The sequence below is a fragment of the Luteolibacter sp. Populi genome (assembly GCF_040801775.1).
Classification (GTDB): domain Bacteria; phylum Verrucomicrobiota; class Verrucomicrobiia; order Verrucomicrobiales; family Akkermansiaceae; genus Haloferula.
The window spans coordinates 1,249,334-1,274,418 of the sequence record NZ_CP161812.1; the positions used below are offsets into that span (position 1 = coordinate 1,249,334).

At 63.3% G+C, this 25,085-nt stretch carries 19 protein-coding genes and 1 pseudogene; 9 read left to right on the forward strand and 11 right to left on the reverse strand.

Annotated elements, in window-relative coordinates; genetic code table 11:
* Positions 1-50: 50 nt before the first annotated feature.
* A pseudogene (locus tag ABWK72_RS04860) lies at positions 51-1,869 on the forward strand (MFS transporter).
* Between the two features lie 58 nt (positions 1,870-1,927).
* Here ABWK72_RS04860 and ABWK72_RS04865 read toward each other — a convergent pair.
* Positions 1,928-2,515: a thioredoxin family protein gene (locus ABWK72_RS04865; RefSeq protein WP_367873660.1), complete on the reverse strand. Its 588-nt coding sequence runs from the start codon at positions 2,513-2,515 to the stop codon at positions 1,928-1,930.
* Between the two features lie 79 nt (positions 2,516-2,594).
* Between ABWK72_RS04865 and ABWK72_RS04870 the strand changes: the two genes are divergently transcribed.
* On the forward strand, positions 2,595-3,887 hold the full coding sequence (locus tag ABWK72_RS04870; RefSeq protein ID WP_367873661.1) for a hypothetical protein: 1,293 nt from the start codon (positions 2,595-2,597) through the stop codon (positions 3,885-3,887).
* A 47-nt stretch (positions 3,888-3,934) separates the two neighbouring features.
* Positions 3,935-5,068, forward strand: a complete 1,134-nt coding sequence (gene moeB, locus ABWK72_RS04875; RefSeq protein ID WP_367873662.1) for a molybdopterin-synthase adenylyltransferase MoeB — start codon at positions 3,935-3,937, stop codon at positions 5,066-5,068.
* On the opposite strand, the gene ABWK72_RS04880 is transcribed toward moeB, so the two are convergent.
* Complete coding sequence (locus tag ABWK72_RS04880; protein ID WP_367873664.1) at positions 5,040-6,254, reverse strand: FtsW/RodA/SpoVE family cell cycle protein; 1,215 nt, start codon at positions 6,252-6,254, stop codon at positions 5,040-5,042. The two genes, moeB and ABWK72_RS04880, sit on opposite strands and share 29 nt — an antisense overlap.
* A gap of 264 nt (positions 6,255-6,518) precedes the next feature.
* Between ABWK72_RS04880 and ABWK72_RS04885 the strand changes: the two genes are divergently transcribed.
* The 3 genes from ABWK72_RS04885 (at position 6,519) to prfA (ending at position 8,557) form a co-directional block, all read left to right on the forward strand.
* Positions 6,519-7,022, forward strand: coding sequence for a hypothetical protein (locus tag ABWK72_RS04885; RefSeq protein WP_367873665.1), 504 nt, complete (start codon positions 6,519-6,521; stop codon positions 7,020-7,022).
* A gap of 103 nt (positions 7,023-7,125) precedes the next feature.
* The gene (rpsP, locus tag ABWK72_RS04890; RefSeq protein ID WP_367873666.1) at positions 7,126-7,386 is read left to right on the forward strand and encodes a 30S ribosomal protein S16; all 261 of its coding nucleotides are present in this window, start codon (positions 7,126-7,128) and stop codon (positions 7,384-7,386) included.
* A 94-nt stretch (positions 7,387-7,480) separates the two neighbouring features.
* Positions 7,481-8,557, forward strand: coding sequence for a peptide chain release factor 1 (prfA, locus tag ABWK72_RS04895; RefSeq protein WP_367873667.1), 1,077 nt, complete (start codon positions 7,481-7,483; stop codon positions 8,555-8,557).
* A gap of 297 nt (positions 8,558-8,854) precedes the next feature.
* Here the strand turns inward: prfA and ABWK72_RS04900 are convergent, their stop codons facing one another.
* The 5 genes from ABWK72_RS04900 to ABWK72_RS04920 all read right to left on the reverse strand — a co-directional run bounded on the left by ABWK72_RS04900 (position 8,855) and on the right by ABWK72_RS04920 (position 13,645).
* Positions 8,855-11,215, reverse strand: a complete 2,361-nt coding sequence (locus ABWK72_RS04900; protein WP_367873668.1) for a hypothetical protein — start codon at positions 11,213-11,215, stop codon at positions 8,855-8,857.
* 482 nt (positions 11,216-11,697) lie between these two features.
* Complete coding sequence (gene folE2 / locus ABWK72_RS04905) at positions 11,698-12,480, reverse strand: GTP cyclohydrolase FolE2 (RefSeq protein WP_367873669.1); 783 nt, start codon at positions 12,478-12,480, stop codon at positions 11,698-11,700.
* A 79-nt stretch (positions 12,481-12,559) separates the two neighbouring features.
* Positions 12,560-12,745: a 30S ribosomal protein S18 gene (rpsR, locus tag ABWK72_RS04910; protein WP_367875317.1), complete on the reverse strand. Its 186-nt coding sequence runs from the start codon at positions 12,743-12,745 to the stop codon at positions 12,560-12,562.
* 69 nt (positions 12,746-12,814) lie between these two features.
* Entirely contained in the window at positions 12,815-12,988 is a 174-nt protein-coding gene (gene rpmG, locus ABWK72_RS04915; protein WP_367873670.1) for a 50S ribosomal protein L33, read from the reverse strand.
* A 30-nt stretch (positions 12,989-13,018) separates the two neighbouring features.
* Complete coding sequence (locus ABWK72_RS04920) at positions 13,019-13,645, reverse strand: TraR/DksA family transcriptional regulator (RefSeq protein WP_367873671.1); 627 nt, start codon at positions 13,643-13,645, stop codon at positions 13,019-13,021.
* 245 nt (positions 13,646-13,890) lie between these two features.
* Here ABWK72_RS04920 and scpB point away from each other — a divergent pair, with 245 nt between their 5' ends.
* Positions 13,891-14,592: an SMC-Scp complex subunit ScpB gene (gene scpB / locus ABWK72_RS04925; RefSeq protein ID WP_367873672.1), complete on the forward strand. Its 702-nt coding sequence runs from the start codon at positions 13,891-13,893 to the stop codon at positions 14,590-14,592.
* Positions 14,593-14,731: 139 nt separating this feature from the next.
* Positions 14,732-15,802 carry a prephenate dehydratase gene (gene pheA, locus ABWK72_RS04930; protein WP_367873673.1) on the forward strand — a complete coding sequence of 357 codons (1,071 nt, stop codon included), beginning with the start codon at positions 14,732-14,734 and terminating at the stop codon, positions 15,800-15,802.
* 716 nt (positions 15,803-16,518) lie between these two features.
* On the opposite strand, the gene ABWK72_RS04935 is transcribed toward pheA, so the two are convergent.
* A complete protein-coding gene (locus ABWK72_RS04935) occupies positions 16,519-17,088 on the reverse strand; it encodes a sugar O-acetyltransferase (protein ID WP_367873675.1) in 570 nt (189 codons plus the stop codon).
* Positions 17,089-17,118: 30 nt separating this feature from the next.
* Positions 17,119-18,339 carry a TCR/Tet family MFS transporter gene (locus ABWK72_RS04940; protein ID WP_367873677.1) on the reverse strand — a complete coding sequence of 407 codons (1,221 nt, stop codon included), beginning with the start codon at positions 18,337-18,339 and terminating at the stop codon, positions 17,119-17,121.
* An 88-nt stretch (positions 18,340-18,427) separates the two neighbouring features.
* Between ABWK72_RS04940 and blaOXA the strand changes: the two genes are divergently transcribed.
* Positions 18,428-19,210 (forward strand): class D beta-lactamase, encoded by a 783-nt coding sequence (gene blaOXA, locus ABWK72_RS04945; protein ID WP_367873678.1) that lies wholly within the window; start codon positions 18,428-18,430, stop codon positions 19,208-19,210.
* Positions 19,211-19,647: 437 nt separating this feature from the next.
* Here the strand turns inward: blaOXA and ABWK72_RS04950 are convergent, their stop codons facing one another.
* A complete protein-coding gene (locus ABWK72_RS04950; protein WP_367873679.1) occupies positions 19,648-19,881 on the reverse strand; it encodes a hypothetical protein in 234 nt (77 codons plus the stop codon).
* On the reverse strand, positions 19,805-25,051 hold the full coding sequence (locus ABWK72_RS04955; protein ID WP_367873680.1) for a beta strand repeat-containing protein: 5,247 nt from the start codon (positions 25,049-25,051) through the stop codon (positions 19,805-19,807). Before ABWK72_RS04955 ends, ABWK72_RS04950 begins: the two co-directional genes overlap by 77 nt.
* Positions 25,052-25,085 lie beyond the last annotated feature (34 nt).

A 25,085-nucleotide genomic window follows, 5' to 3' on the forward strand; every position in this document is an offset into this window, starting at 1 on the left:
GGATTGTCGTGACGGAAACCGGCCCTAGGTTTCGTTGAGCTTCCTTGCTCATGTCAAAACCCTCTTCGACCACTGGCAGTCCTACATTCTATAATAAATTCCTTCTCCTCATAGCAGGATTAGGCGGCTTGCTGTACGGGATCGATGTGGGGATTATCGCCGGTGCCCTCCCCTATCTGGAAGCCACTTCGCATTATACCCCTGGCCAGCTCTCCACCGTGGTAGCGGCCGTGCTTCTGGGCAGCGTTTTTTCCTCGCTCGTCGCAGGGCTGCTGGCGGACCTATTCGGCCGGAAGAATATCATGCTGCTCAGCGCCGCGCTGTTCGTGGCCAGCATCCCGATCATCACTCTTTCGCACGGGATCAATGTCCTGATCGCCGGTCGCCTTCTCCAAGGCATCAGCGGCGGTCTTATCGGGGTGGTCATCCCCCTCTATCTGGCCGAGTGCCTGGGGGCGAGCTCCCGCGGGAAGGGAACGGGGATGTTCCAGCTCTTGCTTACGGTAGGTCTGGTGGCTTCCGCCTTTATCGGTCTCTTCTTCGCTGGCCGGGTAAGCAAGCTTGAAGAAGTCGCCGGCATCGACCCGGCGGCGATCTTCGCCGCGAAGGACAGTGCTTGGCGCATGATTTTCTGGGTCTCGATCTTTCCGGGGATCGCCTTCCTGATCGGTGCGTTCTTCGTGTCCGAATCTCCACGTTGGCTGTTCCGCAAGGGTCGCAAGGAAGCCGCCTTGGCCGCGCTTACCCGCTCCAGCGGACCGGAAGGTGCCCGTATGATCCTGCAAGAGATGGAGCATGTGGAAGCCACAGCCACTGCCAAAGGAAACACCTCGGCCAGCGATTCGCTCCTTCAAAGGAAGTATGTCCTCCCCTTTTCCCTCGCCTTGATCACCCTCGCCTGCACCCAGGCAACAGGGATCAATTCGGTGTTGGCATACGCCGTTAACATTTTCCAACAGGCGGGGTTGACCGGCAAGATCGGCAACCAGGGCAACGTGCTCCTCACCATCGTGAACTGCGTGATGACGGTAGTCGCCGTCGCCCTCGTCGACAAGAAGGGCCGCACCTTCCTGCTTAAGATGGGCACCGCCGGCATCATCGTGGCTCTGCTAGGTGCTGCCACGACCTTCCGGGGCATTGAATCCAAGCGGATCGACCTGAGGGACAAGGTTTCATCCTCGCTGAACCAAGACACCCGCAGCTTCCGCCTCGACCTTCGGGATCCCGCGCTGGCCCCGGTACTCGAGGGTGCCGTCGATCCTGCGGCGGCAACGAACGGCACCCAAGTGGTGGTCTCCTACAAGGTACGGCCCTTACACGAACGTCAAATATGCTGCCGTCCAACCCGGCTCGCACTTGCCCGCGGTGATCGACATCACCCCGCCCAAGCCGGATGAGCTGAAGGATAGCGTCATCGGTGAATTCTTCCGCGGGCTGCACCTCAATCCATTCTCCGACATGACGAAGGCCGAAGGCCAAGCTCTGGAGATCGTGGCCGTGAAATACGGCAGCATCCCGGGGCAAAGCACAGGATGGATCGTTGCGGGCTGTTTCATCCTCTTCATCGCCTCCTTCGCATCCGGCCCCGGCGTGTGCGTCTGGCTCGCGCTCTCCGAACTCATGCCCACCCGGATCCGCTCCAATGGCATGTCCATCGCACTGCTCGTCAACCAGGCGGTCTCGACCACCATCGCCGCGGTCTTCCTGCCAACCGTGGGCAGCTACGGCTACTCGGCAATGTTCTTCTTCTGGGCCGGTTGCACCGTCATCTACTTTATCACCGCTGCATTCTTCCTTCCTGAAACCAAGGGTAAGACCCTTGAGGAAATCGAAGAACATTTCGAAGGGAAGAAGTCGAAATCAGCCTGATCGATCCGCCAAAAAAGGAGGCCCGGCAGCACGCCGGGCCTTTTTTGCGATGACGAGTTCAAGCCCGTGGGAAGTAGTTCGGTTCGCCGCCAGGCCTCCACTTGATATTGCAACCGCTGCTCGGAAAAGGGCGCTCCGGCGGCTCCTGTCCGGCGAGCATCCCGGCCACCGCGGCACGCAGGTCATCACCGGTCGGAGTACGGCCACTACCTGGGCGGGTGCCATCGAATTGCCCCGCGTAGTAGAGCCGCAGTTCGTGATCGAAGAGGAAGAAGTCCGGCGTGCAGGCCGCGCCGTAGGCCTTGGCCACCTCTTGGGTTTCATCGAAGAGATAGGGAAAATTCCAGCCGCGCCCGGCCGCGAAAACAGCCATCCGGTCGGGCGCATCAGCGGGATACTTTTCGATATCGTTCGAATTGATCGCCACCGTGCCAATCCCCTCGGACTCGATCTCCGCGGCGAGGGAGCCGAGCGCATCGGCGAGGTGGATCACGAAAGGACAGTGATTGCAGGCGAAGACCACCAGCAGCCCACCATTGCCACGCAGCGTTTGGAGCGAATGAAGCGTCCCATCCGGAGCGGACAATTGGAACTCCGGCGCGGCCTCCCCGGTCCGGAGCGAAAAGGTGGACTGCACTTCTGCCATGACATTCCCTCTCCGTTCCTCATGATGGGGTCAAGGAAAGTGTCTTACCCACATGGAGGCGCGCCTTTCCACTGTCTCCATGGATTTACCCCGACCGATCTCCGTCTGCCAGCATTTGCCGGCAGAGACGCAGCCCTTTCATGTTTGGTTCATCGGACACGGTGTGGACAGCCATTGGGTCTGTGATGCTTGCGCCAAGGACTATCCGCACTTGCCCGAGTTGGTGCCGCTCCCGGACGAAACGTTCGCTACCCATCGGCAAGAGAAGGATCCCTTCGACTCACACGGAATCCTTGGAACGCCGGGAATCCGGGAACGCGACGACGGCTTGCGGATCGTCACCGAACGTTTTCCCTTGCCGCTTCAGGAAGAGCTCGTGACGCCTTGGCTCGATGTCCAGCCGGACTTGCAGGCACCGGGCCAATGGTTCCTGCTGCTGCGGTCCGGGGAGATCGCAGTCTTCCACCCGCGTGAGCAGAAGTTCCGGATATTATATTGCCTGAAGCCCGGCTTCGTTCCCGATGACGAGACCGCTCTGCATGTGGACTCCAGCAATACTTACGGTGCCGTCTGCCAGTGCAAAGGTAGCTTGGCCTGTGTGTTCGACATGCACACGGGAGCCGTCCTGAAACAGATCGATCGCCAAAATTACCACCCCGAACAATGTCGCTTTCCTCTCGCCTTCTTCGCGGATCCTTCCGGAAGGCCCTTGCTGGTTTCCGCGACCGACTGGAACGTTCTTGAGATCATCGATCCAAGCGACGGCAGCGTTCTCACGAGCCGATCTTTTGACGAACCAAGAGTGGAGGGCGGACGAAGTTCGCTCGACTATTTCCACGCCGGCCTCTGCGTGTCTCCGGGCGGGAGCCGGATCGCCGACTCCGGCTGGATCTGGCATCCGGTGGGCGTGGTCCGGGCCTGGAATCTAACAAATTGGCTGAAGAATCCGCGGGAAAGCGAGGACGGGGATTCGGTCCGTACCACAGCCATTCGCACCTACTTCTGGGATGGTCCGCTTTGCTGGATCGACGATAGCACCCTGGCGGTCTGGGGCTGGGGCGGAGACGAAAAGCATCTGATTCCCGCGGCCTGCTTGTTTGATGCGGCAGCAGGAAAGGACCTGCACTGGTTTCCCGGGCCGGAAGCGCTCCGCACGGACTTCGACCAGCGCAAGCATCAACCGCCGACCTTGTTCTTCGATCAGTATCTGTTCTCGGTCCACGACCAGCATGGTCTTGCGGTTTGGGACGTCGCGGACGGCTCGCGGCTGCTGCATGAACCCGGCCTTTCCCCGCTGCACTATCATCCGGGATCAAAGGAGTTCGTTTCCATCAGCGGCGAGACCGTCACCCTGAGCCGACTGGTGAAATAGCTGGCGGCAGTTGCCACCCGCCCCCACCCCGCTATTTTCCGACCGTGATGCCCGACTTGCCCGAGCTTTCCCGCGATGAATTGCAGCGCTATGCCCGCCACCTTTCCGTGCCGGGAGTCGGCATCGAAGGCCAGCGGAGGCTCAAGGCTTCCTCCGTGCTCATGATCGGCACCGGCGGCCTCGGCTCTCCGGCAGCCCTCTATCTGGCGGCGGCAGGCGTGGGACGAATCGGCCTGATCGACCCGGACAGCGTTGATCGCTCGAACCTCCATCGCCAGATCCTCCACGGCGAGTCGTGGGTCGGTAAATCGAAACTCGAAAGCGCCGCCGCCCGCCTGCGCGAGGTGAATCCACACGTCGAACTCGAGTTGCTCCCCATCCGCTTCACGCCGGAAAACGCTCTCGAACTGGTCGCCCGCTACGATGTGGTCCTCGACGGCTGCGACAACTTCCCCACCCGCTTCCTCTCGAATGACGCCTGCTTCTTCCAGAAGAAGCCCTGCGTCTACGGCTCGATCTTCCGCTTCGATGGCCAGGTGACCGTCTTCGCCCCGCACCTCGGCGGGCCCTGCTACCGCTGCATGCTCCCTTCCCTGCCCGCTCCCGGTTCCGCTCCTTCCTGTGAGGAAGCGGGCGTTCTCGGCGTCCTGCCGGGGGTGATCGGTTCGCTCCAAGCCATGGAAACGATCAAGCTGTTGCTCGGCATCGGCGAGCCACCGCTGGGCAAGCTGCTCTGCTACGATGCGCTTGCCACCAGCTTCCGGAGCTTGCGGTTGCGGCGCGATCCGGCTTGCCGCCTGTGCGGGGACAAGCCATCGATCCACTCCGTGAGCAATCCCGAAACCAACGCCAGCACCTCCTGCGAAGTCCCCGGCAGCGAAACTCCGGAAATCAGCGTCGCCGATCTGGCTGCCCGCATCGATGCCGGGGAAGACCTCTTCATCCTCGATGTCCGCCAGCCGGAGGAAGAGGCGGAAGGCATGATCCCGGGCGCAGTCCTGATCCCCCTTCCCACTCTGCCGGATCACCTCGCCGAGATCCCCGCCGACCGGGAAATCCTGGTGCATTGCCGCTCCGGCGGACGCTCGGCACGGGCGGTGAAGTTCCTCCGCGAGTCGGGAATTCCGCAGGCCGTGAACGTCGCCGGCGGGATCAACGCATGGAACGCGCTGGGACGATAACCGGCGTTTGAACCGGCTCTTCCTCCACCACGCGGATCGCATCGCGGTGCACCCACACGCTCTGCACCAGCCCCAGCAGGAACATGCAGATCACCACGAAGGTGCCGGAATAGCTGATCAGCGGCAGCGGAATGCCGGTGATGGGCATCAGCAGCACGCACATCCCGATGTTCTCGAAAATGTGCGCGAAGAGGATCGCGACGGTCCCTCCGACGAGCAATCGCCCCATCGGATCGCGCGTGTAGGAGCCGATGAAAAGGCATAGCACCATCAGCAGCGCGAAGGAACTGATCAGTAGCAGGCTCCCCCGGAAGCCCTGCTCCTCCGCGATGACTGCAAAGATGTAGTCGTTGTGGGCGGTAAGCTGCGGGATAAAGCCCTTCGCGTGAAGCGAGTTTCGGTTCGCATCCGCCATCCAGCCGGTGCCGAGCCACCCGGCCTTGCCGACCGCCACCGAGCAACGGTGCGAGGCATACCCCTCGTCCAGAATATCCACCTTGTCCTCGCGGCCGTTCAGCATGTCGAGGTAGGTCTCGATGCGCTGCGGCCCGCGGTCGGAAACGTCCGGCAGGACGACGAAATAGGCAATCGGCACCAAGGCCACCCCCACCAGCGCCATGGCCGTTAGGTAGCGGAAGGGCACCCCCACCACCAGCAGGGCCACCACGGCCAGTGGCACCCAGACAATGGCGGAACCCATGTCTCCCATCTTCATTACCACCAGGAACGAGACCCCGGAAATTACCCCGATAATCGCGATCTTCAGGAACGGCTCATCCAGCAGCCAGCCTATCTTGGGAATCAAGCGTCCGAGCCGCGGCAGATCCTGCAGAAGCCAAGCGGTGAGGAGCAGTCCACCCGCCAGAACAACCTGCGCCGGCTGGAAGGAGAAGGAGCCGATCTTCACCTCGCCCACGCCGGTGGACATTAACATCAGGCCCAGCCCGGCGATCCATACCGGCAGGCCGAGCCAGCGATACCAGCGATAGTCGATCAGGGCAGTGCCGAAATAGATCGCCGATCCGATCAGGATCGCGAGCTTCTGCCGCTCGGCGTAGTAGGCTCCGCCATTCGGCAGGTGGCGGGCGGCGCTCTCGATGCAGAATACCCCGAAAACCAGCAGACCATACATGGTCAGGATCAACGGCCAATTCAGGCCGAGCAGTTTCCGGAAAAGCGGGGTCATGGGCGACGCCGCAGCATACCGACCCGAATCCCGCTGACAAGCAGGGTCCCGCGATCCAGCCGAATAAGAATTTATAACCGCGAATGGACGCGAATCCCGAGACCCGGAAAATGGATTCGCCGACCTCGAAGGACGCCAACCGCATGCCTGTTTTCATTCGCGTCCATTCGCGTCCATTCGCGGTTTCAAAATCCGGATGCCTTTGAATCGATCGGGTCCGCAAGCTCCTTGCGATTTCCAAGAATCCCCACGAGGCTGAACCGCATGCGCCGCCTGCTGCTCCCGGTAATCCTCCTACTCATCGCCTCCGTGGTCTTCGCCTGGTGGTGGAATCAGCCGGGGCGGGTCATCGCCCGGCGGGTGGCGGACCTCTTTGAAGCCGCGAATATCCCGGCAGACATGAGCAATATCGGTCGCGGCACCCGTGGCAGCGCGATCGAGCCTTACATCGCGAAAAACGTCCTCTTCGAAGGACCGGATGGCCCGGCGGACGAACTGGAGGGCTCCCAGTCACGGGATTTCGTTACCCAGACGTATTCCGGGCTCGCCACCTATTGCCGTAGCGCCACCGTGCAAGACGTGGAGGTTCAGGACGTGAGGGTCAGCGGCGAGGAAGCGGAGGTGAAAGCCACGATCGACGCCGTCGTCGAACTCCCGAATGCCCAGCGCCCGATCGACGGCATCCAGCACCTCGACATGACCTGGAAGAAAGAGGACGGCAAATGGAAGCTGGCCCGCGCCAAGTGGACCGAGGGCCCCCGGAAATGATGAATTTCGCGGGAGATTCTGCTTGGCAAGCTACGCCGCCTCGTTCAGTTTCCCCGCCCCGCCACCCGGTGGGACTCGCTTTTTTCCGAACGAATTCACGCACATGGCCGTCGCTCTCCGCCTCAACCGTCAGGGAACCAAGGATCGTCCCTACTACAAGATCGTCGCCGTCGACAGCCGCAAGCGCCGTGATGGCCGCTACATCGAGCAAGTCGGCACCTACGACCCGCTCAAGGAAGGCGTGAACTTCACCATCGACCTCGAAAAGGCCGACAAGTGGGTTGGCGTCGGCGCGCAGGTCTCCGAGACCGTGAACAGCTTCATCCGCAAGGCCCGCACCGCGGCGTCCAAGGTCGAAGCTTAGTTCGCCACAGCGTAGAACTTTTTTTGGCCGCACCTCTCGTAGGTGCGGCCTTTTTCGTACCCTCGTCGCCCGCCCTGCCCTATCTTGCCCCGTCATGGATTACTCCGCCCTCATTACTCAACGCCGCCGCCGCGCCGGCCAGATCGACGACATGATGGCGGATGCCTCCTTCTTCAATGACCCGAAGAAGGCCGGCGAGATCGTGCGCGAGCACCGGCGGATCAAGGAGACCCTGGATATGTGGGAACGGCTGGAGACGGCCAAGCGCCAGCTTCAGGAAAACGAGGAGCTTGCCCGCAGCGAGGACGCCGAGCTGGCCGAAATCGCCCGCGAGGAGATCCCGGCCCTGCAGGCGGAGATCGAGAAGCTCACCGAGGACATCCAATACGCCCTGCTCCCCGCCGATCCGAACGAGGACCGCGACGCGATCGTGGAAATCCGCGCGGGTGCCGGCGGCGATGAAGCATCCCTCTTCGCCGCCGAACTGCTTCGCCTTTACCAGCGCTATGCGGAAGGCCGTGGTTGGAAGACGGAGCATCTATCCAGCAGCCCCTCCGAAGTCGGCGGTTTCAAAGAAGTCTTCCTGCGGGTCACCGGCGATGAAGTATTCCGCGCCCTCAAGTACGAGTCCGGCGTCCACCGTGTCCAGCGCGTGCCCGCCACCGAGACCCAGGGCCGCATCCACACCTCCACCGTGACCGTCGCCGTCATGCCCGAGGCGCAGGAAGTGGACGTGGAACTCAAGCCCGACGACCTCCGCATTGAAGTCTGCCGCGCCGGTGGTGCCGGCGGCCAGCACGTGAACCGGACCGAGTCCGCCGTCCAGGTCTTCCACCTTCCCACCGGCCTCTACGTCCGCTGCGAAGACGGTCGCTCCCAAGGCCAGAACAAGGAGCGCGCCCTCCAGATCATGCGCACGCGACTGTATGAAATGAAGCTCCGCGAGGAGCAGGAAAAGCACAGCGCCCACCGCCGCGCCCAGATCGGCTCCGGCGACCGCTCCGAGAAGATCCGCACCTACAACTTCCCCCAAAGCCGGATCACCGATCACCGCATCGGCTTCACTTCCCACAACCTCGCCGGCGTCATGGCCGGGGACCTGAAGGAACTCACCGGCGAACTGCAAAAGGCCGAGATGGCCGAGCGCCTGAGCGACGCCGGCGTCCGGTAAAAAGGTGGTCCGCACAACCGGAGCGCAGCGGAGATAGCCCCGCACTTCTCCTTTCTCATGACGGGGCAATCCTCTGTGCGGCGAGGGGTCCCTGACTGCCATTTCCCACATCTCGCGTGGATCCCATTCCGAATGCCCTACAGGGGCAAACGTCGATAGCCCAAGCCGACGCCGAGATGTCGGTAACGGGCAGAGCTCGGCGTCCATGGATTTCAGCAATCAAAACGGCGCGGCATGGATGATCCACACCGCGCCGCTTGTAATGATTCAGGCCCCGGCGACCGGAGCCGCCCGATCTCAGTTCTCGATGCGGTAGAACCCCTTGGTCTCGGATGCTTCTGCGGCGGGGACCACCACCACACCGGCACCGCCGGCATCGGTCGTGACCGATAGCGGAATCGCCAGCGCCACGAAGGGCGAGCTGAGGTCAGGCGACTTGGTCACCTGATAGGCCGTATCGGCGGCACCGCTGAAGTTGATGGTCACGCTGCCGCTTGGACCCCGGCTCACGCCCAGGATCTTCAGGTCGGAGCCCGGCGTCGGAACCACCTCGTTGGTCAGCCCGTAGAAGTGGGCGCTACCGCTGTCCGCAAGCGCGGAAGAGGAATTCGCAGCCGTGATCTTCAGCGTCGTGCCCTGCGCCACGTAGCTGTAGCTTACATAGTAGACGGAGTTATTATTGTCATTGCTCAGCACTACACCGGGGCGGTCATACAGCAGCGGGCCGAAGGGCACCTGGACATCGCTTCCATTGGTATAGGTAAGGTCGATGTCCCGGAGGCTGCCGTCGGAGAACTTGCGGATGAAGAGCTTGACCTGATAGGTCTGGCCCGGGATCAAGTTGCTCAGTTCATAGGTCTGGATCGCCCCATCATTGACGCCCGCGTAGGTGAAGGTGCCGTACAAGGCCTGGAGACCGCTGCCGGTCACGCCTCCGTTGGCAGCCACCCAATTGCCGAGGTTCGGCGCGGTGGCCGCGGCCTTCCCGCCGTTCACCGTCCACGCGAAATTCGCGGGCGTGGCGGTCGTGGTCAGCACGTCGAAGACGACGTTGTTCACCGTGGCGGCTGCACCACCGCTGATGCGGTGGGTGTAGGTTTTGGCGGTGCTGATGCCGCTGCTGGCATCATCGGTCAACGGGACCAGGGCGAAGCCCACAGGAAGCTCCGGACGGGACGCGTCGTCATCCGGATCGCTGCCACGGTCGATCTCGAAGCCATCGCGAGACCCGTCGCCATCCGTGTCGGCCAGCACGGGGTTCGTGCCAGCGTTGTATTCCGCCAGGTCCCACAGGCCGTCGCGATCGGTATCTGCCCTGACCGCGCTGGTGATCACGCGTCCTTCGAGGTTCGGGTTCTCCTCCTCGTAGTCATCGATTCCATCGCCGTCGCTATCCAGCACGATGGGCGAGTAGCCGGGAGTGACGCGCGAAATTCCATACTCCCCCAGATCGTCGATTCCATCGCCATCGAAGTCACCCGTGCCCGCACCGGGGCCGGGACCGCTGGCCAGGCCGGTCAGGTTGCTCAGGCTCGTATTGCCCGGGAAGCTCAGCTCCCAGTCGTCCGGCAGGAAGTCCATGTCGTCGTCCTTGATCGGGATGACGGTGAAGACCTTCTGCGAGGTCAGGCCGGATTGGGTGCCGGTGCCCTGTACGCGGATGGAGTAAACAGTTCCCGCCGGGCCCAGCTTGAAATCATAGGATCCCGTGAGCAGTTGGCCGGAGGAATCGATGGTGAACTTGCTGTTGTCGGTATCACCTTCGCCAGCGACGAGCGTGAAGGTGGAATCTTCCAAGCCGGTCTCGTTCTGCAGCGTCTTGCCACTGAAGCTCCCCGCCAGCGTGCCGGCAGATGTTCCGGAACGGAATTCCTCCGTCAACAGCTCGACCCCGTAAACCGTGGCCGTGGAGAACTTGACGTTGTCGATATAGGTGTTACCCCCGCGGTTCTCCAATTCCATGTAGAGCTCCCCACCATTGCCGTTCCAAGTGAAGGAGTCGTAGCTGATCACCTGGCTGTTCACCACGCCGTTTGTCGTCGTCGAAATCGTCGTCTTGGCGATGACCGGGGTGCCGTCCGCAAAGGAATTGAAAACATATTCCAGCTTCACATGGCGCGTGATGGCCGCGGAGCCATCGACGACCTCACCGATGGCCGAGCTGTTGCCGTAGCGCGAGTACTTGCCGTCCTTGCCGATCATCACGCCGTAATCCGTTGCGGCTTCCGTAACGCGGACGCCTGGCTCGGCGATAGCTGGCCCTGAGTGACCGATCGCGAAGCCGACCCAGTTTCCGGGCGTGCTGTCCAAGGTGTTCGGGATATCGAATTCCACACAGAGACCGCCTGCACTCAGGATGGCGGGCGCCGAGGAAAGCGCCGCAAAGTCGCACCAGATATTGGGATCCCTGTGGAAACGCATGCGCCCGCCGCTGGCCCACATGTAAATTTGGTCGGCAAAGCTCGCATGCTGGACCTGGGAGGAGCGCGCGATGATATTCTCCGCTTCCGTTCCAGAGCGGCGGCCCGTCAGCGGCGCCCCGTCGAGGGTATCCTGCGGCCGTCCGGTGTTGAAATTGTCGGACCAGATGAGGGTCTCGGCAGAGGCCGGGGATAGCAGGGAAACTGCGATAAGCGGGATGAGATGAGATCGGGTCATGGTGTTTTTCGAGTGCTATGAGCGGCTGGATTTTGGTTCGTGAGGGTCGCTCCCCTCCGAGGGGGACGAGCAACCGCGCCAGCACAACGCGTGCGAAAAAGGACGTTTTCCGCCATCCTATGGAATCACATAGGGAGTTTCCGCCTCGAAAAGTGACTTTATAAGCCCCTCCTCTACCGCATCACGAAGGGACGCGTCCGGCTGATGACGGAGGTCGGCTTCTTTGTCCCGGAGGGACAACAGCGAGTAGCCGGGGGTCGAGCGCCCTAAAGCGCGCGCCCCCGATAACCTCGTCAAACCCACCGAGCCCCGGAGGGGTTCCAGCGGGGAGCCGCCCTACCTTCCGGCTCTGAAACTCCGAGGTCACCCCCAGCCTTCCTGCGCAGCGGCCAACCGAAAAACATCCGGTAAATCCCCGCGTGCCACTCGCTTCTCTCCGTTCGGGAGATAGAAGCATCTATCAGTCGCTCGGGACGACCCGACTACCCCGCCTTCTCAATCACCGCATACGCGTTGTGATTGTGGATCGACTCGAAATTCTCCGCCTCGACCTTGTACCACATGATGTCCGCATGCGCATTCGAGCGCGAGGCCACGTTCCGCACCAGATCCTCCACGAAGACCGGATTGTCGTAAGCACGCTCGGTCACCGCCTTCTCATCCGGTCGCTTGAGCAAGCTATACAATTCACAACTCGCCGAGCGCTCCACCAGTTCCACCAGATCCTCGATCCACACCGGCTCCTTGCAGCGAACCGAGTAGGTCACCAGTCCGCGCTGATTGTGCGCGCCGCGATCGCTAATTTCCTTCGAACAAGGGCAAAGGGTCGCCACCGGCACCATCACCGTGACCACGAAATCCAGCGGACCATCCTTGGTCGCCTCGACCTCGAAGCGGACTTCATAGTCCATCAGCCCGGCGCGGCCCGTCACCGGAGCCGCCTTCGAGCGGAAAAAGGGAAACTGAAATTCCACGTGCGCCTTCCGCGCATCCAGGCGCTTCAGCAATTCGCGCGGTAGACCGGCCATCGAGCGGACATCCAGACAGGAGCCGTGCGAGTTCAGCACCTCCACGAAGCGACTCATGTGAGTGCCCTTGTAGTGGTGCGGCAGATCCACGGCCAAGGCCACGGTCGCGACCGTGCGCTGGGTGGTGCCGCCCTTGTCGCTGACTTCCACGGGGAAGCGCAGGCCTTTCACGCCGACTCGGTCGATCGCCAGGTTGCGGTCGTCCCGTTCGTTCTGGGTGTCCTTGAGTTCCTTCATCGCCGTCCTTGGAAACGACAGAAGCCCGCCCGGGATTCGGGCAGGCTTCCGGTAAAACTTCGATCTGAACCGACGCCGCTTATTGCATCAGGTTCACCGCACGCGAGCGCTTGATGGAGCGCGTGATCTTGCGATGCAGCTTGGCGGAGACGCCGGTCACCCGGCGTGGCAGGATCTTGCCGGTCTCCGAAGTGAACTTCGAAAGCAGGTCCGGATTCTTGTAGTTGACGTCGCCGGCCGGGATATCGTGCCGGCGGGTGGTCATTTTGCGGTTCGACTTGCGGAAGCGGATCCGGCGTTCGACGGTCTTCGGTTCGGTCATGGGAAGCTGGGATTAGCGGAGTTCGCGGTGGATGGTGCGGCGCTGCAGGGAAGGATTGAATTTCACCTTCTCCAGACGACCGGGAGTGCGCAGACTCTTCTTGTTACGTGTGGTCACGTAGCGCGAGGGCGGCTTGCCCAGAGCACGGGCTTCCGTGCATTCGATGATGATAATTTCGCGTGGCATTTAGCGGGCAGTTGGGGCGCGAACGCTATTTCAGTCGTCGTCCTCGTCAAGCGAAACCGTCTCGGATTCGTCATCGTCTTGATAATTCCCACCGGCGAAGCCGACTTCATTGGAAGGACGGAAGCGACGATTACCATATTCCTTCTCCCATTGGGCCTGGCATTCGACGGTCAAACGGGCGAAGGGAATCGCTTCCAGACGAGCCTGCGGGATGCTTTTGCCGGACATTTCGCAGATGCCGTAAGCACCGCGGTCGATCCGGCGCAGGGCCTGCTCGATCTCGTAAAGGGCGTCCTGCTCCTTGGCCAGCACGCTCAGGGCGAAGTCGCGGTCGTAGGCATCGCTGCCGGCGTCTCCTTGGTGCATGCCGCTGCCGGAGGCCTCGCTGCCTTCCGGGGCGTTGCGGATCTCGCCGGTCATCCCGGACATCGCGTCCACCAGTTCGTCCCGCAGGTCCAGCAAGCGCTGCTTCTGCTTGAGCGCGAAGCCGCTGACCTTCACCGGGCCGCTCGGCACGACGACGACCGGCGCTGCCTCTTCCTCCACGGCCTTCGCCTTGGTGGCGGCCGCGGGCTTCTTGGCCTCGGCCTTCGCGGCGGGCTTCTTATCGGCTGGGGCGGCTGCCGCCTTCTTCGCAGGTTGCTTTTTTTCGGCCATGGTGGGGATGCTGGGTCTGAAAAGTTTGGAAATCCGGATTGCCGTCCGGATTGAGGAATTTCGAGCGCGGTCGATTAGCGCCTAAGGGGTATCTCTGCAAGGGGAAAGTTCAACCGGCTGCCCGCATCTTCAACCGCGGAATCCACGTAGAGCCAATTTCAAACGCCGATCCCGCCCGCTCCCTGCCCTTCCCCTCTCGGCACGCTTGAAATGGCCGGGAGCTTGCCTAAGCTCCGCCGCCCGCCATGGAACTTCCCTCGATAGTCGAAGCCCTGCTGACCGGTTCGGACGAACCCTTGCCCGCCGAGGAGATCGCCCGCCTGATCCGCGCCCGCGCGGCCGAAGCGGAGGACTCCCGCGCCCGCAAGATCGAGGACGGCGAGTCCCCGGAGGAACTCCCGGAATGGCTGACCCGCCTCGCCGCCATCTCCGCGGAACCGGTGATCGTCGCGATCGCGAAGCTCAACCACGACTACGAGACCACCGGCCGGGCCTTCGCGCTGGTGGAGCGGGCCAAGGGCTGGAAGCTTTTCACCCGCCCGGCCTACGGCGAATTCGTCCGCCAGCTCTTCCCCGGCCGCAAGCCGGAGCGCCTGAGCGGTCCCGCGATGGAGACCCTCGCGATCATCGCCTACCGCCAGCCGATCACCAAGGGCGCGATCGAAGCGGTCCGCGGCGTGGCCTGCGATGGCATGCTGCAAAAGCTGCTCGATCGCGAACTCGTCCGCATCGGCGGTCGCGCCGAACTCCCCGGGCGTCCCCTGCTCTACGAGACCACCGAACTCTTCTACGAGCACTTCGGCATCCGCAGCATCGACGACCTGCCGAACGCCAACGAACTGCGCCGCGTGAAGCTCCCCGAAGCCCCCGCCGAAAGCGCCGCCGCCGTCGAAGCCCAGCTCGCCCTCAGCGCCACCGAGCCAAAGGCGGAAAAGAATGACGAATGAAGAATTCCCGAATGACGAATTGCTTCTAACAGCCCTTCCTCTCTTCCACACACTTCATTCGGCATTCGGAAATTCTGAATTCGTCATTCCCCCTCACACTTCATTCGACATTCGGAAATTCCGAATTCGTCATTCACCTATGAATCTCGACGACATCCGCAAGCAGATCGACGAAATCGACGGCAAGCTTCTCGACCTCCTTTCCGACCGCGCCGATCTCGTCCACAACGTCGGCGAGGTGAAGAAGCGCGACGGCCTCCAAATCTACGCGCCGGAGCGTGAGGAAGCCCTGCTCCGCCGCCTGATCGACCGGAACAAGGGCCGCCTGCCGGAGAAGTCGATCCGCGCCATCTACCGCGAGATCATGTCCGCGGCGCTCGCTTTGGAGGACGACCTCAAGATCGCCTACCTCGGCCCCGAAGGGTCGTGGACCCATCAGGCCGCGATCAAGAAGTTCGGCCACTCCGTCGCCTACACCCCGCTGCACAACTTCTCCGAGGTCTTCGACCAGGTTGCCCGCCGCCGCGCCGATTACGGCGTCGTGCCGATCGAGAATTCGACCGAAGGCGCCGTCTCTCACACCCTCGATCTCTTCGTCGATTCCCCGCTCCAGATCTGCGCGCAGATCCTGCTGCGGATCGAGAACTGCCTGATGGCCGCCATCCCGCGCGATCAGATCAAGACCCTCTATTCCCACCCGCAGGCCCTCGCCCAATGCCGCGGCTGGATCTTGAAGAACTTCCCCGAGGCCGACCTCGTCGAGGTCTCCTCCACCACCCGCGCCGCCCAGCTCGCGAAGGAGAATGCCGGGCAAGGTGCCGCCGCCATCGGCAGTCCCCTCGGTGCCGAGATCTACGGCCTCACCGTGCATGAGGAATCGATCCAGGACCGCGCCACCAATACCACGCGCTTCCTCGTGATCGGGGAGAAGACCTGCCCGCCCACCGGCAAAGACCGCACCTCGATGCTCTTCGCCATCCACGACCGCCCCGGCTCGCTCGTCCGCGCCCTCCAGGCCTTCGATCAATTCGAGATCAACATGTCGAAGATCGAATCCCGCCCCTCCAAGCGCAAGGACTGGGAATACATCTTCTACGTCGACCTCTCCGGCCACTGCGACGACCCCGTCGTCCGCAACGGCATCGACGAACTGGAGAAGCACTGCTCGATGGTGAAGCTGCTGGGGTCCTATCCGGATACGGGTGAGTAAGCGCCGCCTTCGGGTTTCCGTTCCTTCATCGGTGCTTGATGAACCGGTTCGGCGACAGCCGCCTGCTTCTTTGCTAGTGCCCCTTCGAGGAAGCTCCCTATGCGGATCGATGCCCCCCCTTTGCGGCGCAGCCGCTTTGGAGTGCGGCGGGCATCGCCGCTTTCCTGCGCGGCGTGCCGGAGAACGCCGTCACGAATCCATCCCTTCGTCCCCCCTGGCAATCCCGTCAACCGTTCCGTCACGGGGCGGCGCAGAGGCGAATTCAATACGGCGATCTCCGCCTGGCATCGCACGAAAGCGGCGATGCCCGCCGCACTCCAAAGCGGCTGTGCCGCCCTCTTGGGCACACGTATCGTGATCCATCAGCAAATCTGACGGAGAGCCTTTAAAAATCCCCGCCCGAGCGCTTCGGCATCGACGAAACCGTCCGTTTCTGCTAATCCTTGGAAGTCCCGACGGGCTCTTTCGCCCCTCCGGTCCGGCAGCCCTTTTCTTGCGGCTCCCGGGTGGTTCCAAGCTCCGGCACCATTGCAACAGCACGGACGGATTACACCCCGCCTTTAAAAAGATGGACCGGGCGGTCAATACGGTCCTGGGCGATGCCCCCTCATTCCTCACGCTGCTTTTCAAAGGCCGCATGGGGGTAAGGGGGCTTATGGATCGGAGAAGGCATCGGATTCAGGAAGAATCTCCTTGGGCGCGCCGGAACGATTCGTCTACGCGACTCCCAACTGACGGATCACCTTCGCCGGCACCCCTGCGACCACCACGTCATCCGGCACATCCTTGGTCACCACCGCACCTGCCGCGATCACCACGTTGTTGCCGATCGTCACGCCCGGATTGATCACCGCGTGGCCGCCGATCCAGACATTGTCGCCGATCGTGACCGGCTTGCCGAATTCCAGGCCGCTGATCCGCGTGGGAGCATCGAGCGGATGGCCGGCGGTGAAGATCGAGACCCGCGGCGCGATGAAGCAATTGTGGCCGATCCGCACCTCGCATACGTCGAGGATGATCAGGTCGTAGTTCGCGTAGAAGTTGTCGCCGATGTGGATGTTGTAGCCGTAGTCGCAGCGGAAGGTCGGCTCGACGAAGGGATTGAGCCCGCAGCTTCCCAGCAACTGGCGGAGCACGGACTCCCGCTCTAACATCTCCTCCTCGGTCGTCGCATTGAAGCGCCGGCACAGCGCCTTCGCCCGCTGCCGCTCGCCGAACAACTCCTCGCCGAAGGCCACGTAGAGGTCCCCCGCCAGCATCTTCTCCTTCTCCGACCGTGCATCCATGGCCGATCCTAGAATTGGAGCATCGCCCGATCAAGCCGGGCTCGACGAATGCCCGCGCAGTGCCTTCCAAGCAAAGCCCGCCGCCAGCAGCGAGACGATCGCCGCGCCGAAGAAGGGCAGTCCGGGGATGTGGGTCGTCCGCTCCTTGGCGATCGACCACGAGAACAGCCCGGTCCACAGCAGCGGCGCGAGAATCCCGGCGATGCTGGTGATGCTGTTGAGAGCCCCTTGCACCGCGCCTTGCTCGTCCGACGGCACGGCCTTCGAGATCAGCGCCTGGACCGCGGGCGATCCGATCCCTGCCAGCGACCCGATCAGGATGATCCCGTAGATCATCCAGCCCTGCGGGGCCAAGCCGTAGCAGAGCATCGCCGTCGCCATCGCCAGCAAGCCCGCGTAGACCCCGCGGCGCTCGCCGATCTTCTTGAGCACCTTTCCCGCCAAGCCGCCCTGCACGATGGCCGCCGTCAGCCCCACGAGGGCCAGCGACCAGCCCACCTGTTTGCTATCCCAGCCGTAGCGCGTGCCGGTGTAGAGCACCCACAGCGCCGGATAGATATTGCCCGCCAGCATCGTGAGGAAGTGGGTCCCGGACAGCCCCAGCACCACCGGCCAGCGCGCCAGGGCCGTGAGCGCCTTGATCGGATGCGCGCTTTCCCACGTGAAGGCGCGGCGGTTCTCCTTGGCCAGGGATTCCGGCAGCACGAAGTAGCCGTAGAGCCAATTCAGCAGCGTGATCCCCGCGGAGACCAGGAAGGGCGTCCGCAGCCCGTGTTCCCCTAACAGCCCGCCCACCGCCGGCCCGGCGATGAAGCCCAGCCCGAAGGCCGCGCCGATGAGCCCGAAGCCTGCCGCCCGCTTCTCCGGCGGTGTCACATCGGCGATGTAGGCACTCGCGGCGGAGAAGTTCGCCGCCGTGATCCCCGAAACGATCCGCGCCAGATAGAGCCAGCCGATCGTCGGGGCCCAATACAGCACGAGATAGTCGAGGCCCGATCCGAACAAGGACGCCAGGATCACCGGCCGCCGCCCGAAACGATCCGACAAGCTACCGAGCACCGGCGAGAAGATGAACTGCATCAGCGCATAAAGCGCGCCCAGCCAGCCCACGGCATGGGCCGCCTTCTGGACATCGCCGCCCTGCAATTGCTCCACCAGCTTCGGCAGCACCGGCACGATCACCCCGATGCCGAAGATATCGAGGAACAGGGTGATGAAGATGAAGACGATCGCGGGCTTCGGCCGGGCCATGCCGGAGGCTGACCGGGCCGCGACCGGCGGGAAATGCAAATCCGCGGCCGGGCTTGCGCGACCGCGGATCCGCGCCTAGCAGAGCCGGATGAAACGGATCCTCCGCCTGGCCATGGCCTGCCTCCTCATCGCAAAAGCAGGAGCGGAGACGCCGGTCCGCGAAGTCCCCGCCTTCGGCACGCATTTCGCGTCCCGCGGCCTCACCGGCACCGTCGTGATCCTCGATCCGCAGGCGAAGGAGATCCTCGCGTGGAATCCTGACCGGGCGAAGGAAAGGTTCATCCCCGCTTCCACCTTCAAGATCGCGAATGCCCTGATCGGCTTGGAAAGCGGGGCGGTGAAGAGCCTCGACGAGGTCCTGCCCTACGGCGGCAAACCGCAGATGATGCCGGAATGGGAAAAGGATCTCTCCTTGCGTGACGCGATCAAGGTTTCCTCGGTCCCCGTCTTCCAGGAACTCGCCCGCCGCATCGGTCCCGGGCGGATGGCCGCGGGCGTGAAGTCGCTCGGCTACGGCAATGTGGACACCAAGGGGGTCATCGACCGCTTCTGGCTGGACGGGCCGCTCAAGATCTCGGCCATGGAGCAGATCGGGTTCATCCGCCGCCTGCTCGCCGACGAACTGCCGCTGAAAAAGGACATCATGCGCCAGGTCCGCGAGATCGTCTCCACCGAGACCGCGGAGGATGCCGTGATCCACTACAAGACCGGCTGGTGCACCGCCACCGAGCCGAATATCGGCTGGATCGTCGGCTGGGTGGAACGGAACGGCGCGTCCCTTCCCTTCGCCCTGAACATCGACATGAAGGACATCAAGGACGCGCCCAAGCGGATGCTCGTTCTCACGGATTGCCTGAAGAGCGCCGAATGATCGTCGCAATCGCTGCTGGGGACGGCCGTGCTCCGTCCGCGGCTCGCCACACCCTAGTCCTTCGCCTTTGCAGCGCCCCTCGCAGCAGGCTGCATCGGGACAGCGGCAGCAAGCTGCGCGCAGTCCACGGCGGCGGTGCCGCGGAAGGCGAAGCACCGGAAAAGCATCACTCACCGCCAAGTCCCCGGAACGAAAGTCGCGTAGCGACCGTGGAGTGCGGCAGCCTGCTGCCGCTGTGGGCAGGCAGCCTGCTGCCGTGAAGCACCGGAGAGTTCCGTATTCCACGCTCCGTCCGCGGCTCGCCACACCCCGTGCTTCGCCTTTGCAGCGCCCCTTGCAGCAGGCTGCATCGGGACAGCGGCAGCAGGCTGCGCGCAGTCCACGGCGGTGGAGCGCGGAAGGCGAATCCTTAAAGGCATTGGCATCGAGACAGCCTCTCAGTTCTCCGCGCCCTGGATGCGGAAGAATTTCCACCCCTCTTCAAAGGGGGCGAGCACTTGCTTGCGCGTGTAGCCGGTGACGACACCACCCGGGTCACCCTCGTTAACGGTCAGGCTGCTCGCGACCCATGGATTGGCCAGGGTGGCGCTTTCCTCAAGCTGATAGGTCGCGCCCGAGATCCGCTGCAGCCAGCGGATGAGCAGGCCTTCGGGCGTTCCCTCGCTTGCCACCAGCGGGCCGGTGGAAAGGACCGGCGAGGTGCCGAAGAGGTACTCCTCGAGGTTGGTGAAACCATCGCCGTCCGGATCCGACTCGCGGCCGCGCTGCCCGGGATCGGCGATGACGCTGCTCCACTCCGCGTAGGGGTCCGTGGCGGTGGCGGTGAGCTGGATCAGGTTTCCGGTCTGCGAGAGGAGATAGGTGTAGCCGGGGATCGTGGTGCCAAGCGTGAAGGAGTCCGCGCTGAGATTGGAAAGCTCCGCCCCGGTGGCGTCGATGAGCGTGAAGGTCCCGCTGAAGAATCCGGGGGTGCTGCCCAGGTTGAGTGTGATCGTCCCGGAAGCCGGGCCGGAGAGGACGCCGCCGGAGACCCTGTACGAGATCCCGGGCGGCCCCGATTTGCAGGTCGATGATCGTGCCGGCAGCCAAGCTCAGGCCACCGGAGAAGGTGAGCGTTCCCACTTCGCTTCCCGGAGAAAGATGCGCGCCGCCTTGCAAGGTGGTGGCACCTTCAATCAGGCCGGAACCTCCCAGGGTCGCAGAGGAGTCAACGGTCACGGCGGGGTCAGCGACGGGTTTGGCAAGCGAACCGTCGACCAGCAGCGTGCCGGCTTGGACGCGGGTTGCGCCGTAATGTTCGCTCGCGCCCGTGAGCCGGGTGATGCCGCTGCCGAGCTTGGTGATATTCAGGTGGCCGGTGAAGGGTGTCGCGAAGGTGTAGCTGCCGCTATGGTTGAAGTTCACGGTGACGACGCCACCGCTGCCATGGATCTTCCGGGCGTGGAATGCACCGGCGGTTCCGCCGGTGCCCAGATTGAGCACGGCGGACGAGTTGAAGAAGAAGTCGCTGCTTCCCAGGTTGAGAGCACCGCTATCCGTCAGATTGAAGGTCGCATTGCTGAGATTCAACCCAGCGTCTGACGTCCATGTTCCCCCGGAGAGATTCACCGTGGAGATGCCACCCGGCGTAGCCGCGATCTGCACATGGCCGGTTTGCAAGGTTCCGCCGCTCATTTGGAGGGTGCCGGAGCCGCCCCAGCCGATGTTGAAGAACCCGGTATTGTTGAAGCTGCCTCCGCTGATGGTCAGGGTACCGTTCCCGGCGGAGCCGATGTAGGCGGTATTGCTGGTGACCGTTCCGCCATTCAGTGTGAGTTGCCCGCCGGGAGAGAAGAAACCGACATGAAGATCGGTGCCCACATTCAAGCTGCCCGACTCGATCACGCCGGAACCTGGCTGGCCGCTGCCGAAGTAGGCATATTCGGTCGATACCTCTCCCCCTTCAATGCGGGCGGTACTGTCGATGAATTCGAACTGGTCGTTCTCGAGCTGTCCTCCGGCGGCAATGGCCAGCTCGCCCTTCGTGGCCCAGAGATTGGCGGTCACATGGCCGGCCAGGGTGAGGGTCCCCTCCCCCTTCTTTTCGAAGCCGCCGCCGCTGACCGCGGATGCGAAGGTGACGTCATTGCCGTTGGTATCGAACGAGGTCAACAGCGCGGGAAAGGGATTGAAGCGGGCCGAAGGGTCGGCGGTGCTCCCGACCGACCAGCGGAGCCCGCCGCCTGCAAAGGTGATGCCCCCGCTGCCCAGGCAAGCCGCCGAGGCGATCTCAATCGCGCCGCCGGCGATGGTGGTGCCACCGGCGTAGGTATTGGGAGTCACGAAGGCGAGCGTGCCGGTCCCGCTCTTCACGACCTTGCCGGTGCCGCTGATGGAACCGGTGAAGGTATCGTCGAAATCCTGCTGGAAAGTCAGCGTGGTCGGCAGGTCGATATTGCTGCGGAGGCTCGCGGAGTTGCCGGTGAGATTGCCTTCGAGGACATGGATGCCGCCGGTGTAGCTGTTGCCGCCGTTGAGCGTGAGATCACCCGCGCCAGCCTTGGTGATCAGGCCGCTGCCGCCGATCGCGGCACCGAGGGTGATGCTGTTGCCATTGGTATCGAGGATGCCGCCGCCTGCTCCAATGGGTAAGAACAGCGGAGAAGGATCCGCTGTATTCCCCTCCGCCCAAAGCAAGCCGCCGCCATCCAGCGTGATCGTGCCGCTGCCGAAGCTCCCCGGCGTGGAAATCTTGATGAAGCCGCCCCGGATCACGGTGCCACCGGAGAAGGTATTGACCGCGGTGAGATCGAGGACACCGGCACCGGTCTTGGTCAGGCCACCGCTGCCGCTGAGGACGGCGGCGAGCGAGACCGGGTTGCCGTTGGTGTCGAAGGTCGCGCCTTCGCTTCCGAAAGCGCCGAGGCGCGGGGAGATATCGAGCGTGTTTCCTTCCGCCCAGCGCAGGCCGCCGCCGTTGATGACGATGCTTCCGGTGCCGAAGTTCGCGGGCGTGCCGAAGTGGATCAGCCCGCCGCGGATCGTGGTGCCGCCGGTGTAGCTGTTGCTGTTGGAGAGGGTGAGCGTCCCGCTGCCGACCTTCACCAGCGAGCCGCTGTTCTGGATGATGCCGGAGAAAACATCTTCGAAGCCGAGGGCTCCCCAAGAGACCGCAGCCGTATCGAGTTGCAATATTCCATCGCCGGAGAGCGAGCCGATCCCGACGCTACCGGCACCCACAATTCTGACGGTACTCCCCGCCTGTGCAATCACCTTCGCGCCGCTGCCGGTGGTGCCCACGATAAAGCCAAGCTCGCTGCCGGAGCGCGCGGTGATGGTGGCGGAGCCCGCACTGGAGGTATCGTAGAAGGTGATGTTCGAGCCGGATCCAATCTGGAAGGACCCCGAGGCGGCGGTGGCCGAGTTGTTGAAGTTGATCCCGGCGTTCGAATCCGCCTCGTAGCTGGCGGATCCTGCGGAGGCGCTTTCGGCGAAATTGATGAAGCCGAAATTGTTGGCGTAGAAAGACTGGGCGGTCCCGCCGGGATGGTTGACCGCGGTGTTCCCCCGGAACTCGAGATAAGCGCCGCCGGTTAATCCCGAGCGGATGGCCCGGTAGTGCGTCCCTTGCGGGTTCACCACCTGCAGCGTGCCGTTTTCGACGATGGTCGAGCCGGCATAGGTATTCTGCCCGGCGAGGACCATGGTCCCGAGGCCTTTCTTGAGCAGTCCGGGAGTGCCGCTCCCGGAGCCAAGCGGACCGCTTACATTGAGGGTGGCATTCGGGGCCACGTCGAACGACGAGCCCGGCCGGAGATCGAGATGACCGGTGATGGTCGAGGTCTGATGGGTTCCGGAAATGACAATGGGAACGCCCACGCCGATCCCGCCGCTGCTGGAATTGACCAGGTTGCCACCGCTCAGGTGGACGCTAGTGACCTTCTCGCCCGTCGTTTGCCCCAAGGCAGCCGCGGAAGAGATCTCAGCAGTCGCGCCATAGTATACCGTGAGCGCGCCACGAATCGCACCGGTGCCCCCCGATCCTCCGCCGAGAACCAATCGACCTGCGTGAACCGAGGTGACTCCGCCGTAGGTTTGGATCGAGTTGATCGCGAGCGTGCCGGCCCCGGTCTTCTCCACACCGGCAGAGCTGGCGATGACGCTTCCCAGGGTCAGGGTGCCGGCGGTCGGGCTGAGATACACGGCGCCATTCGCGACAATGGGTCGGGAGAGCGTGTAGTCCGCCGTGGTCGTCAAGCCGCCACCGGCGAAAGTCAGCGAGGTATTGGCCGCTCCGAGATGGGTATCGGAAGCCATGGAAATGAAGCCGCCGCTCAAGGTGGTGCCTCCGGCGTAGGCATTGGCCCCGGAGAGCACGACCGTCCCGGCCCCGGTCTTCTGAAGCGTGCCGCTGCCGGAGATAACCCCGGGACAGGTGCCCCCGGACTGGAAGACCACGGCGCTGTTGTTCACCACGTTCCCGGGAAGACTGGAGCCGTTTGCCACCAGGGTGCCCTCGGAGACGGTGGTGGTCCCGGTGTAGCTATTGGAAGCGGTAAGGGTCAGCGTCCCCGGCCCGTATTTCTTGATGCCGCCGCCCCCGGTCAGGACCGCATCGAGGCGCAAGTTGCCATTGGCGCCCACGGTGATGTCGGTGTCCGGGTTGATGTCGTTGCGGAGAGTGACACCCCCGGAGATCCGGGGCGAGGTGCCGGCCCCTACGGTGACGGTCGTGAAGTTGCCGAAGGCGAACTTGTTCGGATTGTTCGGATCGGGAATGCCGCCGTTCGAGCGGATCTCCCCGCCGTTCAGCGTGTAGGCGATTCCCCAGCCCTGGTCGGCGGGAGCAGTGGTGGCGAGAAGGCCGTTGTTCACGGTGATCGCATCCACTTTCTCGCCGGGGGCATAGCCCAGCGAGTTCGCCGCGTTCAGATTGACCGTGCCGCCGTTGATCACGAGCGGCGAGCGGATCCCGCCGATCCCGTTGGCCCCGGCGCTGTTCACGTTGATGACGCCTTGGTTAACCGTGGTCGTGCCCGTGTAGGTATTGATCGCGTTCAGGTTCAGGGTGCCGATGCCGATCTTGGTGAGGCCCGCGTCCCCGGTGAATGAAGCCCAGCCCTCCAGCTTTGCCCCCTGCGTCGGGCTATCCAGTCCCCCGACGTCGAAAAGGACCGCAGGGTTGCCATTGTCCGCGCGGAGATCGACACGTCCGTAGAGCCTCGAGATCGAACCCGGCTGGCCGCCGCTGACCATCATGGAGGTATTGCCCCCTGCGGGTCCGCCGAAGGAGAAACGGGAGGCTGCAGCGGGATTGCTGGCAGCGGGGTCGTGGTGCCCGTTGTTGGAGCTCAGCACACAATCACCGGTCAGCGTGTAGTTGATCCCCCAGCCTTGGTCGCCGGGCGCGGTGGTGAAGACATTGGCAAGGTTGACGGTGATCCGGTCCACCTTCTGGCCGGTTTCATAGCCGAGCGCATTGACGGTGCTCAGGTGGAGTTCGGTGGCCGCCCCATTCAACGAAACATTGCCGCGGATGGTGCCGGTGCCCGTGGCGCTGACGCCATCGAGATAGAGATGGCCACCCGCGATGGTCGTCCCGCCGGTATAGGTATTCAGGGCAGTGAGATGGAGCGCGCCTTGGGCCTGCTTGGTCACACGGCCGCTGCCGTAGATCACGCCGCTCTGCGTGGAGTGGTAGGAGGAATTGCCCGCTGTCTGCAAATTCAGGTTAGCCCCCGCGGTGTCGTAGGAGTTCGCGTTGTTCTGGTTCGGGGAGTAGCTGACCGTCTGCGCGCGCAGCATCGCGACCGGGGTGATCAGGGAGGCAAGGGCGAGGATGGAGGATCGGGTGCAGGACATGGGAAGCCGAGGAGATTAGGGAGTGTTGTCATTC

Bases quoted from the DNA above. Each gene is read 5' to 3' on its own strand.
- prfA (WP_367873667.1), top strand. From the start codon at position 7,481: ATGGATTACTCCGCCCTCATTACTCAACGCCGCCGCCGCGCCGGCCAG.
- pheA (WP_367873673.1), top strand. From the start codon at position 14,732: ATGAATCTCGACGACATCCGCAAGCAGATCGACGAAATCGACGGCAAG.
- ABWK72_RS04885 (WP_367873665.1), top strand. From the start codon at position 6,519: ATGCGCCGCCTGCTGCTCCCGGTAATCCTCCTACTCATCGCCTCCGTG.
- ABWK72_RS04920 (WP_367873671.1), bottom strand. From the start codon at position 13,645: ATGGCCGAAAAAAAGCAACCTGCGAAGAAGGCGGCAGCCGCCCCAGCC.
- moeB (WP_367873662.1), top strand. From the start codon at position 3,935: ATGCCCGACTTGCCCGAGCTTTCCCGCGATGAATTGCAGCGCTATGCC.
- ABWK72_RS04900 (WP_367873668.1), bottom strand. From the start codon at position 11,215: ATGACCCGATCTCATCTCATCCCGCTTATCGCAGTTTCCCTGCTATCC.
- ABWK72_RS04940 (WP_367873677.1), bottom strand. From the start codon at position 18,339: ATGGCCCGGCCGAAGCCCGCGATCGTCTTCATCTTCATCACCCTGTTC.
- scpB (WP_367873672.1), top strand. From the start codon at position 13,891: ATGGAACTTCCCTCGATAGTCGAAGCCCTGCTGACCGGTTCGGACGAA.
- ABWK72_RS04870 (WP_367873661.1), top strand. From the start codon at position 2,595: ATGGATTTACCCCGACCGATCTCCGTCTGCCAGCATTTGCCGGCAGAG.
- ABWK72_RS04865 (WP_367873660.1), bottom strand. From the start codon at position 2,515: ATGGCAGAAGTGCAGTCCACCTTTTCGCTCCGGACCGGGGAGGCCGCG.
- rpsP (WP_367873666.1), top strand. From the start codon at position 7,126: ATGGCCGTCGCTCTCCGCCTCAACCGTCAGGGAACCAAGGATCGTCCC.
- ABWK72_RS04955 (WP_367873680.1), bottom strand. From the start codon at position 25,051: ATGTCCTGCACCCGATCCTCCATCCTCGCCCTTGCCTCCCTGATCACC.
- ABWK72_RS04880 (WP_367873664.1), bottom strand. From the start codon at position 6,254: ATGACCCCGCTTTTCCGGAAACTGCTCGGCCTGAATTGGCCGTTGATC.
- ABWK72_RS04935 (WP_367873675.1), bottom strand. From the start codon at position 17,088: ATGGATGCACGGTCGGAGAAGGAGAAGATGCTGGCGGGGGACCTCTAC.
- folE2 (WP_367873669.1), bottom strand. From the start codon at position 12,480: ATGAAGGAACTCAAGGACACCCAGAACGAACGGGACGACCGCAACCTG.
- rpmG (WP_367873670.1), bottom strand. From the start codon at position 12,988: ATGCCACGCGAAATTATCATCATCGAATGCACGGAAGCCCGTGCTCTG.
- rpsR (WP_367875317.1), bottom strand. From the start codon at position 12,745: ATGACCACCCGCCGGCACGATATCCCGGCCGGCGACGTCAACTACAAG.
- blaOXA (WP_367873678.1), top strand. From the start codon at position 18,428: ATGAAACGGATCCTCCGCCTGGCCATGGCCTGCCTCCTCATCGCAAAA.